This window comes from Providencia sp. PROV129 (assembly GCF_028482245.1).
GTDB classification, from domain to species: domain Bacteria; phylum Pseudomonadota; class Gammaproteobacteria; order Enterobacterales; family Enterobacteriaceae; genus Providencia; species Providencia vermicola.
Genome location: NZ_JAMPQD010000016.1, coordinates 128,226 through 142,200, shown reverse-complemented (window position 1 = coordinate 142,200; position 13,975 = coordinate 128,226). Strand labels below are relative to the sequence as shown.

Genomic DNA, 13,975 nt, shown 5'->3' with positions numbered 1-13,975 from the left:
TTATGGGTAAAAAGAATTTACACCATTTGCCAGGCAATGAACCTGGGACGTAAGGAAGACGTTGAATAAAAACAGTTTACCTGATTATCGCAATTGACGTTAGGTAAACATGAGCAATGTAAATGAGGAGATCCCCATGCAAGTCAGCAGAAGGCAGTTCTTTAAGATCTGCGCTGGCGGTATGGCAGGTACGACGGCAGCGGCGTTAGGTTTTGCACCTGCAACCGCGTTAGCGTCAACGCGCCAGTATAAATTACTGCGTGCGAAGGAAACCAGAAATACCTGTACCTACTGTTCTGTCGGCTGTGGGCTGTTAATGTACAGTCTCGGTGATGGCGCGAAAAATGCAAAAGAGAGCATTTTCCATATTGAAGGGGACCCGGATCATCCGGTAAACCGTGGTGCACTTTGTCCTAAAGGTGCTGGACTTATCGATTTCATCCACAGTGAAAGCCGCTTAAAATACCCCGAAGTGCGTGAGCCTGGTACCAATGAGTGGAAACGTATCACGTGGAACGACGCTTTTGACCGTATCGCTAAGTTGATGAAAGAAGACCGCGATGCAAACTTCATTGAAAAAAATAAAGACGGCGTCACAGTTAACCGTTGGCTGACCACAGGTATGCTGTGCGCATCTGCGGGAAGTAATGAAAGTGGCTTTGTCACTCAAAAATTTACTCGCGCTCTCGGCATGCTTGCCGTAGATAACCAAGCGCGTGTCTGACACGGACCAACGGTAGCAAGTCTTGCTCCAACATTTGGTCGCGGTGCGATGACCAACCACTGGGTTGACATTAAAAATGCAAACCTAGTTGTCGTTATGGGTGGTAATGCGGCAGAAGCGCATCCAGTCGGTTTCCGCTGGGCGATGGAAGCTAAAATCCATAATAAAGCCAAATTAATCGTGATTGACCCACGCTTTACCCGTACTGCGGCAGTGGCGGATTTCTACACGCCTATCCGTTCAGGTACAGATATTGCGTTTTTATCAGGTGTTATCAAATACTTACTGGATAATGAAAAAATTCAGCGTGAATACGTGGAAGCGTATACCAATGCGAGTTTAGTGATCCGTGAAGATTTTGGCTTCGATGATGGTCTATTTACTGGCTATGACGAAGAAAAACGCCAATACGATAAAACTACGTGGAACTATGAGATGGACGAAAACGGCCTTGCGCTGCGCGATCCAACTCTGAAACACCCACGTTGTGTACTGAATTTATTAAAAGAACACGTTAGCCGTTATACACCAGAAGTGGTGAATAACATCTGTGGTACGCCAATCAAAGACTTCCTGCAAGTCTGTGAATACCTTGCAGAAACCAGTGTTAAAGATAAAACAGCATCGTTCTTATATGCGTTAGGTTGGACTCAACATACGGTGGGTGCACAAAACATCCGTACGATGGCGATGATCCAATTGCTGTTAGGTAATATGGGGATGCTAGGTGGTGGTGTTAACGCACTGCGTGGCCACTCGAACATTCAAGGTTTAACTGACTTAGGTTTATTGTCACAAAGTCTACCTGGCTATCTGACATTACCTTCAGAAAAACAAACCACGTTAGAAACCTATTTAGCGGCGAATACACCGAAAGCCACTGTTGCAGGCCAAGTAAACTACTGGGGCAACTACCCGAAATTCTTTGTCAGTATGATGAAGACGTTTTACGGTGATAAAGCGCAGAAAGAAAATAATTGGGGCTTTGACTACTTACCTAAGTGGGATCAAGGCTATGACGTGCTGCGTTATTTCGAGATGATGGATAAGGGCGAAGTCAATGGTTATATCTGCCAAGGCTTTAACCCATTAGCGTCATTCCCGAATAAAAACAAAGTGGTTAAGTCGTTATCAAAACTGAAATTCTTGATTACTATTGACCCACTGAATACGGAAACGTCGAATTTCTGGCAAAACCATGGCGAAATGAACGATGTAAATCCAGCGGAAATCCAAACTACGGTATTCCGTTTGCCTTCATGCTGTTTCGCAGAAGAAAACGGTTCGATTGTTAACTCAGCGCGTTGGTTACAGTGGCACTGGAAAGGTGCTGATGCCCCAGGCGAAGCGATCAGTGATGGTGAAATTCTGTCGGGTATTTTCCATCGTCTACGTCAACTGTATGCCTCTGAAGGCGGTGCGGTACCTGAACAAGTTCTAAGTATGACTTGGAATTACTTCGACCGAGATAATCCAACGCCAGAAGAAGTCGCTCAAGAAAACAATGGTTATGCTTTAGTTGACTTGAAAGACGCTGACGGCAACGTCATTGTGAAGAAAGGTGAGCTGTTGACTTCGTTTGCTCAATTACGTGACGACGGGACAACATCAAGCGGCTGTTGGATCTTTACGGGTAGCTGGACGCCGAAAGGTAACCAAATGGCGAATCGTGATAACTCTGACCCAACAGGTCTGGGTAACACATTAGGTTGGGCATGGGCATGGCCGCTGAACCGCCGCGTCATTTATAACCGTGCATCGGCAGACCCAATGGGTAAACCGTGGGATCCGAAACGTCAAATTCTTGAGTGGGATGGCAGCAAGTGGACAGGGATGGATATTCCTGACTATAGCAATGCGCCTCCTGGAAGTGGTGTAGGGCCGTTTATCATGCAGCCTGAAGGTATGGGACGTTTGTTTGCACTGGATAAAATGGCCGAAGGCCCATTCCCTGAGCACTATGAACCTATCGAAACGCCGCTGGATACTAACCCGCTGCATCCAAATGTGGTGTCTAACCCTGCGGCTCGCGTGTTTAAAGACGACTGGGCGCAAATGGGTAAAGCGACAGAATTCCCTTATGTGGGAACAACTTATCGCTTAACAGAGCACTTCCACTATTGGACAAAACACGCCCTGTTGAATGCCATCATTCAGCCACAGCAATTTATCGAAATCGGTGAGCGCTTGGCGAAAGAGAAGGGTATCGAGCAAGGTGATACAGTGAAAGTGAGTTCTAAACGTGGCTACATTAAAGCAAAAGCGGTGGTCACCAAACGTATTCATACGCTGAAAGTGGCTGGAAAAGATATCGATACTATTGGTATTCCAATCCACTGGGGCTTTGAAGGTTTGGCGGTGAAAGGCTTTATTGCCAACACGCTAACGCCATATGTGGGCGATGCGAATACACAAACGCCGGAATTTAAATCATTCCTTGTCAACGTGGAAAAGGTGTAAGGAGATAAATTATGTCAATGCAATCTCAGGACATTATTCGTCGCTCTGCCACCAATTCCCTGACTCCCGCGCCTCAGGTGCGGGACTATAAGGAAGAAGTTGCAAAGCTTATCGACGTAACGACCTGTATCGGCTGTAAAGCGTGTCAGGTCGCGTGTTCCGAATGGAACGATATCCGTGACAAAATCGGTACTAACGTTGGGGTATATGATAACCCAACCGATTTAACCGCCAAGTCATGGACGGTAATGCGCTTCTCTGAAGTAGAAGAGAACGATAAATTCGAATGGCTAATTCGTAAAGATGGCTGTATGCACTGTGCTGACCCAGGCTGTCTGAAGGCGTGTCCTTCAGAAGGTGCGATTGTTCAGTATAAAAACGGTATTGTTGATTTCCAATCAGAACACTGTATTGGTTGTGGCTACTGTATCGCGGGTTGCCCGTTTGATGTACCACGCATCAACCCTGAAGATAACCGTGCATACAAATGTACGCTGTGTGTTGACCGTGTTGAAGTGGGTCAAGAACCTGCGTGTGTGAAAACATGCCCAACAGGTGCTATTCACTTTGGTAGCAAAGAAGACATGATTGGCATGGCGGGTGAGCGTGTTGAAGAGCTGAAAACCCGTGGTTATGCAAATGCAGGTTTATATGACCCTGAAGGTGTTGGCGGTACGCACGTGATGTACGTCCTGCACCACGCAGATAAACCCCAGTTGTACCACGGACTGCCAGAAAACCCGACAATTAGCCCAACAGTGACTTTCTGGAAAGGTATTTGGAAGCCGTTAGCTGCGGTTGGTTTTGCTGCAACATTTGCGGCGGCCATCTTCCACTATGTGGGTATTGGTCCGAACCGCGTCTCCAAAAAAGATGAAGAAGAGGCTCTAGAAGATTTGCATAATGCAATGTCATCTGATGACACTTCCAAGTCAAAAGAAGGGGAGGATCAGAAATGATGCCAGATGATAACGACAAAATTATCCGCCATAAGCCGATTGAAAGGATCAATCACTGGGCGGTTGTGATTTGCTTTTTGTTCACAGCAATCAGTGGCTTAGGGTTTTTCTTCCCCTCACTGAACTGGTTTATGAATATTTTAGGCACGCCACAGCTGTCGCGTATTTTGCATCCATTCGTGGGTACGGCGATGTTCTTGCTGTTCGTGTTCATGTTTTTCCGTTATTTCCACCATAACTTCATTAATAAAGAAGATATTAAGTGGGCAAAAAATATCGGCAAAGTACTGAAAAACGAAGAAGCAGGCGATGTAGGTCAGTATAACCTCGGTCAAAAAGGGGTGTATTGGGTGGTCACTATCTGCTTATTGGCACTGGTGGTCACAGGTGTCATCATGTGGCGCCCTTATTTCGCCGAATACTTCCCAATCCCTGTTTATCGTGCAGCGATTCTGATCCACTCACTCTCTGCGATTGCGTTGATCATTATGATTGTGGTTCACGCTTACGCGGCGATTTGGGTGAAAGGTTCGGTTCGTGCGATGGTCGAAGGTTGGGTAACCCGTGGTTGGGCGAGAAAGCACCACCCACTGTGGTACCGCCAACTTCTTGAAAAAGAAAAGCAAGAAAAACAACAGCAAGAGAAAAACTAAGTTTTATCTTGTCACGTAATAATAAGGCCTGCTCTTGATGATATTGAGGCAGGCTTTTTTATTGGAGAGAAGAGTTAATAATTAGAGGCTAAACGTGTCGCAATGCGTAACATTCTAAGTATGCGAATGTGATTATCTTTTTTGTGAACTTGATAAAGTATGAAAAATGGGAAATTAGGAATGATTAATTTTCTGTAACTTTCTTTGTTTTTAACTTTCACACCAGAGTAGGGGTGCTTGTGGTAATTCTGTAACTTCTTGAAATCGTTTGTTAATTTTATCTGCGAGTAATATTCTTGCATGTTTAAAAAATAGTGATAAATGTGTTCCCTATCTGTTTGTGCCGCTTTTTCCCAAAGCAGTTTTATCATTTATCATCTCCACAGAGTTTTTTCCGTAATTGAGCCATTCGTTTTTGACTTTCACCATGTTCTATAAAAGCCGCTTTACCACTTTCATTATTATTTATCGCATTAATTTTGTTAGGTCTGTTTGGTGGCGCTTTGCAGCTTGCATCGCTAAGCGCTTTGTTTCTTAATCAATTCTAAAATGAATAGTATCCATAATAAGCCTAATGTGTTGTCATTTGTGTTATTTTATTATGATTACAGTAATCAAAAAATCACCTATCATTAATGGTCAGGCTATAGACAAAAGCCAGTGCTAGCAGTATCAACACAAAAGAAAAACCGAGGAATTGGTAATTGACGGATAACACCCCGCCCGTTAATCCCCCCAGAATAAAAGATAATACGGCGAGGAACAGCACCTTTTTGCTGCTATCACCTTGCACGTTTTTTAAAAAAGCATTGATGCAGGATGTTGTCATCCCAGTAACATACGTTGAATGAATACCAACAGTCCCCGCCTTATTAAAAAAGCCGTTTTGTAACCCCATGGATAAACTAATGATAAATATTACGATATTGTCAGAATAGACGGCATGGGCGAAGAAATAGAGCGCAAACACCCCAGTAAATAATAAAAATGATAAACCAATCAGAAAACGGTAATCACGTAGTGAGTTATTTTTTAACCGTTGCCATGAACCAAGGCAAGTCCCTAGAAAAAAGCCACAGATAGAAACTGCGGAAAGTAGGAGCATTGGCCAATCTAACTTGGCGAGGTACACCATGCTTAAAATACTGTTCCCCGTCAGATGCCCCGTGAACACTTCAAAAATCACGAAAGAGCAGGCATCAACAAACCCGCCAATAAAGGCCAGTAAGAGGAAAAAGGGCGTATGGGAGTTGGCTTCAAATTGGAATAATGACATTGGTTGTCCTGCCGCTCATCAAAATAGATAGTGATGGTGAGTATATGCATTATTTAGAAAATAATAAAAAAACCTGATACGGGAAGTATCAGGTTTGAGAGTTAACGACGTTTATCAGCGAATAATTACAGCGAATGTTCGCGGTTTAATGCTTCAATGGTTTTTTTTGCACCGTTATCACGCAGTGATAGGTAAAACGCAGTCACTTTTTCAGTAAATAACGGGTTGTTGACCAATTCTTGGGTAAACAAACTTTCCAGTGAGAGCAATGCCTTAACGCGGTTTTCATCATCCTGACTTTGCGCCACCAGTTCAGCCAGTTTAGCGGCCTGTGGGTCACTCACTTGAATATCTGCACCCTGATCGTCCTTCCCACTGACATAACGCATCCACCCTGCAACAGCTAACGCTAAATAATCAAATGATTGGCCATTTTTTAGGTGAATTTGAATCGAATCCAACAAACGTTGAGATAGTTTTAGGGTTCCATCCATCGCAATTTGCCATGTGCGGTGTTTGAGCCCCGTATTTTTAAAGCGTTCAATTAACGCATTTGCATACTGAGGTAAATCGACATTTTTAATGGAAAGTGTCGATGCTTGCTCATTCACCATCAAGTGGTAAGCCGCTTTTTCATAAGCACTGTCTTGCATACATTCATTAATGTACTGATAGCCTGCTAAGTATCCCAAGTAAGCAAGGAATGAGTGGCTGCCGTTTAACATGCGCAGTTTCATTTCTTCAAATGGGATAACATCTGTGACTAACTGGGCACCTGCTTTTTCCCATTCAGGGCGGCCTGCAACAAAGTTATCTTCTATCACCCATTGCTTAAAAGGCTCACAGGCAATCGCAACTTTATCAACAACAGAACCAAGTTGGGATTGAATTTTCTCTGCGGTTTCTGTGGTCATTGCAGGTACAATTCTATCTACCATGGTTGACGGAAACGTGACATTTTCCTCAATCCATTTGGCTAACTCTGCATCGCGCTTTGCCGCCATCGCAAGGATAACATTTTTCGTAATATGCCCATTTTCTGGCATATTGTCGCAGGACATCACGGTAAAGGGTGCTAATCCTAATACTTTGCGGCGACGAAGCGCTTCAACAATCACGCCAGGCAATGATTTAGGTGCTTCAGGGGACACTAAATCATGGGCGATAGCGGGGTTATCAAAATCAATTGACCCAGTTGATGGAACGTAGCAGTACCCTTTTTCTGTGACCGTCATGGAGACGATAGCAATATTTGGGTCTAACATACGATTGATAACAGCATCAATACCGTGAATGGTTGGGTGTAGTGCCTCTTTAACCACGCCAACGGTACGGGTTTGCCAGTTATCACCTTGCATTTCAACAACGTTATACAAGCAGTCTTGGGCCAGTAAATCTTCGATTTGCTGCTCGCCACCCACTAAGTTAACTTCACAAAATCCCCAATCACTTTGGTGCTCCGTCGCTAAAATGTCTGCAAAGATGGCTTGATGGGCGCGGTGAAACGCGCCGAAACCCAAGTGAAGCATTTTAACGTTAACCTGATTTCTATCGTAGTTTGGCACTTTGATAGCCGCAGGGAGTTGGTTTAGGTTATTGATTGACAGTTGCATATTTGGCCTTACCTTTATTTTTTTGTTGCTCAACTTCTTCAACCGCATCCAGTGGGCTGGCTAAGTCACGGTCTTTGACTTCAGGCATGATGATGGCGGTAATTAATGAAATGGCAGAATAAACAATGATCATAATAGCGATAGGCCACCAGCTCTCTGTGATGCTACAGAAGATACCTGCAAGCACTGGGCCTAAGCCAGATGCAATTAACCCACCAATTTCTTTTGCAACAGCCATACCCGTAAAACGGTTACGTGAGTTGAACATTTCAGCCATCGTAATATTTTCAAGAGCAAATAACCCGAGAACTGAACAGTTATGGACAATAATAATACAGATGGTGATTAAGCTGACACTGTTGGCTCCGTTTACGATGACGGAAAGCATCGGGTAGGCGAGCAGCATCGCGGATAAACTAAGGATGATATAAGGAATACGGCGACCAAATTTATCTGATAGTAGGCCAATCACAGGGATTGTAAGGAAACCTACAACGGAACTGATCATGATCGCATCAGTTGGAATGCTTTTATCGAATAATAGACTTTGAACTAAATAACCCGCGAGGAATGTTTGGATCAGCCCTGAGTTACCTGCTTGGCCAAAACGGATACCTGTTGCCAACCAAAACGCTTTCGTTTTGAACATCGCAAAGAAACTTTCTTTTGGTGGTGTTTGGACAGCCACCTGAGCTTCTTGCTCTTCTGCATTTTGTACTTTCTCAAACACTGGGCTTTCTTTGAGGTTCAGTCGTAGCCAGACAGCAAACAGCATCACAACAAAACTTGCTAAGAATGGTACACGCCAACCCCAAGCCAGTAAGTCTTCTTTGTCTAACCAGAAGAACATAAATGCCCAGATAGCCGTTGCGCTCAGTGTTCCGCAGTTTGTACCTAAACCAACCAGTGAAGCGACAATACCGCGGCGGCCTTTTGGCGCATATTCGGCGAGCATGGTTCCTGCGCCTGAAATTTCAGCACCAGCACCTAAGCCTTGAATAATTCGCAAGAGAACTAATAGCAGCGGTGCGAGGATACCAACCTGTGCATAAGTCGGTAATACCCCGATTAAGGTGGTACACACCCCCATCATAGTGATGGTAATGAATAACACTTTTTTACGACCGATTCTATCCCCCATCTGACCAAAGAAGACGGCACCAACAATACGGGCGACATATCCCGCACCATAGGTACCCATGGCGAGGATTAACGCCATTGATGCCGATTGCTCTGGGAAGAAAATTTCGTGGAAAACAAGTGCTGCACCTAGTGAGTAAAGCTGAAAATCCATAAATTCGAGGGCGGTTCCAAGCCAACCAGAAACAGCAGCTTTGGTGAGATCCCCAGAGCTACGTTCGACTTTCCCTGATTGGTCTATCGACTGAGTATTCATATTATTATCCTATTAATCACGTCGGGTAGTATTTAAAATAATTATTTTTTTGTAATAAAATTAAAAGGTTAAAAGAATTTTACAGCAGGTTTTTTGGTCTTTCTCAAAGGTTAGAATTGCCTCTTGCGCCTCAGTGAATGGGAACTGATGGGTTAAGATTTTGGTTGGGTCGATTTTGTTCGATTCAATCCAGCTAATCACCTCTGGGAATTTTTTCGCATTTAGGCGTGAAGAGAATAGGGCAATCTCTTTACTGGTAATGCTCTGTTGTGTCACGGAACTTGGCTCACTCGAGAATCCCATAATAGATACTCTTGCCGCAGGAGATGCAATTAAAATCGCTTCTTGCAAAATAGCGGGATGGCACGCTGCATCTAACACAACCGTAGGTCGTAGATTTAAGGCTTTGAGTTGTTCAGGAAGCGGTGTTTGTGAGTTATCAATCACGATATCCGCTCCACATGCTGTGGCTCTGGCTAATCGCTCAGCAACACGGTCAACCACAATTAAGGTTTTGACTTGGTAAACGCCTTTTAAGACTTGTGCACAGGTTAATCCAATCGTGCCTGCACCATAGACTAAGGCCACATCATCTTTGGTTGGCTGAACGTGCGAGGTAACGTTGGCTGCGATAGAGTAAGGCTCGACAGTCACTGCACACTCATCACTGATTGAATCAGGAATGGTATACGCATTGGCTGCAGGCACAGTGACATACTCAGTAAAGCCGCCATCAGTATGAACGCCCAAGACTTCTAAGGTTTCACAGACATTTGGTTTACCAATTGAGCAAGGGTAACAATGACCACAACTGAGTACAGGGTCGATAGAGACGCGTTCACCGATACGTTTGCTATCCACACCGCTACCCACTTTTTCAATGACGCCAAAAAACTCATGGCCGATGATACGAGGGTATTTTGCAAATGGGTTGTGACCACGATATATATGGCTATCAGAGCCACAAATACCCGCTAAGCGAACTTTGATTTGCACTTGATTTTCAGCAGGTTCAGGAATTGAACGCTCTTCTATCAATAATGTATTGGGTTCTTTTATCACTACAGCTTTCATATTTAACTCCGAATTATCTAAAAATCACCAATTCCATAAAGTACCGTCTTCAAGACGGGCAATAGGTAGGTAAGCTGGGTTGTACGGGTATTTCGCTGCCCGTTTTTCATCAAAATCGATACCTAAACCAGGCTTATCACTTGGGTGCATGTAGCCGTCTTTAAATGTCCAGTTAGGGCTAAAGACAGAGAGCATTTCTTCGGAGTACCCCATAAATTCTTGTACACCAAAGTTGGGTACCCATAGGTCAAAGTGCAGGGCAGCGGCGTGACAAATAGGGGACAGATCGGATGGGCCATGTGAGCCCGTTCTAACTTGATAAAGTGAGGCGAAATCTGCAATTCGACGCATACCTGTGATACCGCCCGCATGTGTAATAGTGGTACGGATATAGTCGATAAGCTGTTCTTCGATTAGTTGTTTGCAGTCCCAAATACTATTGAAAACTTCACCAACGGCGATTGGGGTGACTGTGTGCTGGCGGATCAGTCTAAAACAGGATTGATTTTCCGCTGGTGTTGGATCTTCCATCCAAAATAAACGTGCATCTTCAATACTTTTACCAAAGCGAGCCGCTTCAATCGGTGTTAAGCGGTGATGCACATCGTGCAGGAGGTGTTCATTGAAACCGTATTTATCGCGAACAGCTTCAAACAGTTTTGGCATGAAATCGAGGTATTTTTCGGTTGACCAAAGTTGTTCTTCGGGGTGGTGTCCTTTGGTGGCAGGTTCGTAAGCAAGGTTTTGTCCTTTGCTTTGACCATAGGTCGTTGCCATACCAGGGATCCCACACTGCACGCGGATAGCTTTAAAGCCTTTTTCCTTATATTTTGCGTAGTTATCTAATGCTTCAGGAATATCTTTACCTGTTGTATGGCAGTACACCATCACGCCTTCACGGGATGCTCCACCTAATAATTGGTATACAGGCAAGTTAGCAATTTTGCCTTTAATATCCCATAAAGCCATGTCGATGGCTGAAATGGCAGACATGGTCACTGGGCCTCTACGCCAATAAGCCCCTTTGTAGAAAAACTGGTAAATATCTTCAATTTTGTGTGGGTCACGACCAATGAGCTGAGGGCATAGGTGGTCTTTTAAGTATGAAACAACGGAGAGTTCACGACCATTGAGTGTCGCGTCACCCACGCCATACACGCCTTCATCCGTGGTAATTTTTAATGTGACAAAGTTACGACCGGGGCTACATACAAACACTTCTGCGTTTACGATTTTCATTTTTGCCCATATCCATATTTATGTTAACCAACTGATCAACCAAAATGAGAGAAAAACACCTAACTGGTTTATTTATTGGTTGACCAAATTTTCTTTTTTTCACTCTACCAACCAAGAAATTAAAAGACAACGACTAAAAAGCCGACAATAAGTGAAGGTGATCACAAATTGGTTAACTAATTTGGCCAAAATAATGGATAAATTGGTTGACCATTATCAAGAGTGACGATAATCTACAATGGAAGAACTAAATTTAATTCGACAACGCGTTGTACATATATATGAAAACTCAATACCGCTCGTACCAGTACCTAGGTCAGCAGTTAAAAGAGCTCATTGCATCTGGTGAATATCCGATAGGAAGTCGTTTAATGCCAGAACGTGAGATCGCTAAAAAATATGATGTCAGTCGCTCATTGGTACGTGAAGCGCTCATCATGCTGGAAATTGAAAAGTTGGTTTCTATCAAGAAGGGTTCAGGTGTTTATGTCATTAATCATCCAGACTTGCTTATTGATGAAATCAAGAGTTTGGATCATGGGCCTTTTGAAATTCTACAAGCTCGCCAAGTGATTGAAAGCGCAATTGCGGCATGCGCTGCCTTGTCAGCAACAAAAGCAGATATCCAAGAAATCCGTGCGTTACTCGAAGATGAACGGATTAAAGTTGCTAATAATGAAAGTGATGATGAAAATGATCATAAGTTTCATGTGCTTATTGCTCGCGCAAGTAAGAACGACATGATGGCGAAGATCATTGATGATATTTGGGCTGTACGGTTACAAAGTCCAATGTGGGACAAATTGCATGAGCATATCGATAACACGACTTACCGTAAGAAGTGGTTGATTGATCATGAAAATATTTTAAATGCACTACAAAAGCGTGACCCTGAATTGGCGAAAAAAGAGATGTGGCAACACTTAGAGAATGTCAAAAATACTCTAATGCAGCTTTCCGATTTTGACGACCCCAATTTTGATGGTTATTTATTTGAAACAATTCCTTATCAGACTATTTTTGAATAAGTGAAGGAGATGTACTCATGGAGCATACGTGGCGTTGGTATGGGCCTAATGACCCAGTTTCTTTAAGTGATGCAAGGCAAGCTGAGGCGACAGGGATCGTCTCTGCTCTCCATCATATTCCAAACGGTGTTGTTTGGAGTGTTGAGGAAATCGTAAAGCGTAAGGCTATCATTGAGGACGCTGGTTTAGTTTGGTCTGTTGTTGAAAGCATCCCTGTTCACGAAGATATTAAAACCCAACAGGGTGATTTCGAAAAATATATTCAGAATTATCAGCAAAGTATTCGCAATTTAGCCTCATGTGGCATTAAAACAATTTGCTATAACTTCATGCCAATTCTTGATTGGACGCGTACCGACCTTGGCTATACGTTGCCTGATGGTTCTAAAGCATTACGCTTTGATAATATCGCGTTTGCAGCATTTGAAATTCATATTTTAAAACGTGAAAATGCAGCAGCAAGTTATTCAGAACAAGAAGTTAAAGAGGCGGCTGAATATTATGCGGCAATGTCATCCGACGATATTGATAATTTAATTAAAACCATTATTGCAGGGCTACCTGGAGCAGAAGAGGGCTATACATTAGACCAATTCCGTGAGCGCTTAGCATTGTATAATGATATTGATAAAAACCAATTGCGTGAAAACTTACGTTATTTCTTGCAGAAAATCGTACCTGTCTGTGAAGAAGAAAATGTTGTATTAGCAATTCACCCTGATGACCCACCACGCCCTATTTTAGGTTTACCACGTATTGTTTCAACAATTGAAGATATGCAGTTTATTAAAGAAAGCTGCGATAGTATTCATAATGGTTTTACGATGTGTACAGGCTCATATGGTGTACGCGCAGATAACGACCTTGTGAAAATGATTAATACATTTGGGGATCGTATTCATTTTACACATTTGCGTTCAACGGTGAGAGAAGAAAACCCAAATACTTTCCATGAAGGGAACCACATTGCGGGTGATGTCGACATGTTCGAAGTCGTTAAAGCGATTTTAGCGATTGAACAAAAACGCAATGAGGCGGGTTTACCACCTATTCCAATGCGTCCTGACCATGGTCACCAAATTTTGGATGACCTAAAGAAAGTTACAAACCCAGGTTACTCAGCGATTGGTCGTTTAAAAGGACTGGCGGAAGTACGGGGATTAGAGCTAGCACTTAAGCGGATGTATTATCCTGAGTTATTAAAAGCATAATTTATCTTCATAATGCTTGCTTTGATGATTTGGCATTATTGAACTATCGAATAGTTAGATATACTTAAATATACGCGATCAAGATAAACTGGTCGCGTATATAAATACGGTTTTAAATTAAAATTTAGCACCCCATCTATGATATCTTGGTAAAATATTGCCAAATTTAATGCTGTGTTTTTATTATGACTGAATTTTCCCTAATAGTAACCCCGTTAATTTTTCAAGTTATCTAATATTAATATATTGTTATTTAATATTTTATTTATACTCTCATTGTGGGCGGGATTTTATTAAATAACGCAATGCTATCGTCTGAAATAAGTAGTTTGTTTTTCTACT

11 protein-coding genes are annotated in these 13,975 nt (G+C 43.0%); 5 read left to right on the top strand and 6 right to left on the bottom strand.

Features of this window, described 5'->3' with window-relative positions; genetic code table 11:
- The first annotated feature begins 136 nt into the window (after positions 1-136).
- From fdnG to fdoI, 3 genes are read left to right on the top strand one after another with little or no spacing between them, the layout of a single operon-like run.
- A complete protein-coding gene (gene fdnG, locus PSF27_RS12575; RefSeq protein WP_272681579.1) occupies positions 137-3,184 on the top strand; it encodes a formate dehydrogenase-N subunit alpha in 3,048 nt (1,015 codons plus the stop codon).
- 11 nt (positions 3,185-3,195) lie between these two features.
- Positions 3,196-4,143: a formate dehydrogenase subunit beta gene (gene fdxH / locus PSF27_RS12570; protein WP_206085639.1), complete on the top strand. Its 948-nt coding sequence runs from the start codon at positions 3,196-3,198 to the stop codon at positions 4,141-4,143.
- Complete coding sequence (gene fdoI / locus PSF27_RS12565; RefSeq protein WP_047755785.1) at positions 4,140-4,796, top strand: formate dehydrogenase cytochrome b556 subunit; 657 nt, start codon at positions 4,140-4,142, stop codon at positions 4,794-4,796. Before fdxH ends, fdoI begins: the two co-directional genes overlap by 4 nt.
- 74 nt (positions 4,797-4,870) lie before the next feature.
- On the opposite strand, the gene PSF27_RS12560 is transcribed toward fdoI, so the two are convergent.
- The 6 genes from PSF27_RS12560 to manD all read right to left on the bottom strand — a co-directional run bounded on the left by PSF27_RS12560 (position 4,871) and on the right by manD (position 11,394).
- Complete coding sequence (locus PSF27_RS12560) at positions 4,871-5,167, bottom strand: type II toxin-antitoxin system RelE/ParE family toxin (RefSeq protein ID WP_272681578.1); 297 nt, start codon at positions 5,165-5,167, stop codon at positions 4,871-4,873.
- 251 nt (positions 5,168-5,418) lie between these two features.
- Entirely contained in the window at positions 5,419-6,072 is a 654-nt protein-coding gene (locus tag PSF27_RS12555; RefSeq protein WP_272539757.1) for a YoaK family protein, read from the bottom strand.
- 125 nt (positions 6,073-6,197) lie between these two features.
- The gene (locus tag PSF27_RS12550) at positions 6,198-7,685 is read right to left on the bottom strand and encodes a mannitol dehydrogenase family protein (protein WP_272539756.1); all 1,488 of its coding nucleotides are present in this window, start codon (positions 7,683-7,685) and stop codon (positions 6,198-6,200) included.
- Positions 7,666-9,081, bottom strand: coding sequence for an MFS transporter (locus PSF27_RS12545; protein WP_272681577.1), 1,416 nt, complete (start codon positions 9,079-9,081; stop codon positions 7,666-7,668). The genes PSF27_RS12550 and PSF27_RS12545 overlap by 20 nt, the downstream gene beginning before the upstream one ends.
- A 60-nt stretch (positions 9,082-9,141) precedes the next feature.
- Complete coding sequence (locus tag PSF27_RS12540; RefSeq protein WP_206085648.1) at positions 9,142-10,155, bottom strand: Zn-dependent oxidoreductase; 1,014 nt, start codon at positions 10,153-10,155, stop codon at positions 9,142-9,144.
- 24 nt (positions 10,156-10,179) lie between these two features.
- Positions 10,180-11,394, bottom strand: coding sequence for a D-mannonate dehydratase ManD (gene manD / locus PSF27_RS12535; protein WP_272539755.1), 1,215 nt, complete (start codon positions 11,392-11,394; stop codon positions 10,180-10,182).
- A gap of 281 nt (positions 11,395-11,675) precedes the next feature.
- Here manD and PSF27_RS12530 point away from each other — a divergent pair, with 281 nt between their 5' ends.
- Both PSF27_RS12530 and uxuA read left to right on the top strand, forming a co-directional pair.
- Entirely contained in the window at positions 11,676-12,422 is a 747-nt protein-coding gene (locus PSF27_RS12530; RefSeq protein ID WP_206085652.1) for an FCD domain-containing protein, read from the top strand.
- A 17-nt stretch (positions 12,423-12,439) separates the two neighbouring features.
- Positions 12,440-13,633, top strand: a complete 1,194-nt coding sequence (gene uxuA / locus PSF27_RS12525) for a mannonate dehydratase (RefSeq protein ID WP_206085654.1) — start codon at positions 12,440-12,442, stop codon at positions 13,631-13,633.
- Positions 13,634-13,975 lie beyond the last annotated feature (342 nt).

Excerpts from the sequence above, each read along its gene's own strand:
- fdxH (WP_206085639.1), top strand. The coding sequence starts at position 3,196 with ATGTCAATGCAATCTCAGGACATTATTCGTCGCTCTGCCACCAATTCC.
- fdoI (WP_047755785.1), top strand. The coding sequence starts at position 4,140 with ATGATGCCAGATGATAACGACAAAATTATCCGCCATAAGCCGATTGAA.
- PSF27_RS12560 (WP_272681578.1), bottom strand. The coding sequence starts at position 5,167 with ATGATAAAACTGCTTTGGGAAAAAGCGGCACAAACAGATAGGGAACAC.
- PSF27_RS12555 (WP_272539757.1), bottom strand. The coding sequence starts at position 6,072 with ATGTCATTATTCCAATTTGAAGCCAACTCCCATACGCCCTTTTTCCTC.
- PSF27_RS12550 (WP_272539756.1), bottom strand. The coding sequence starts at position 7,685 with ATGCAACTGTCAATCAATAACCTAAACCAACTCCCTGCGGCTATCAAA.
- PSF27_RS12545 (WP_272681577.1), bottom strand. The coding sequence starts at position 9,081 with ATGAATACTCAGTCGATAGACCAATCAGGGAAAGTCGAACGTAGCTCT.
- PSF27_RS12540 (WP_206085648.1), bottom strand. The coding sequence starts at position 10,155 with ATGAAAGCTGTAGTGATAAAAGAACCCAATACATTATTGATAGAAGAG.
- manD (WP_272539755.1), bottom strand. The coding sequence starts at position 11,394 with ATGAAAATCGTAAACGCAGAAGTGTTTGTATGTAGCCCCGGTCGTAAC.
- PSF27_RS12530 (WP_206085652.1), top strand. The coding sequence starts at position 11,676 with ATGAAAACTCAATACCGCTCGTACCAGTACCTAGGTCAGCAGTTAAAA.
- uxuA (WP_206085654.1), top strand. The coding sequence starts at position 12,440 with ATGGAGCATACGTGGCGTTGGTATGGGCCTAATGACCCAGTTTCTTTA.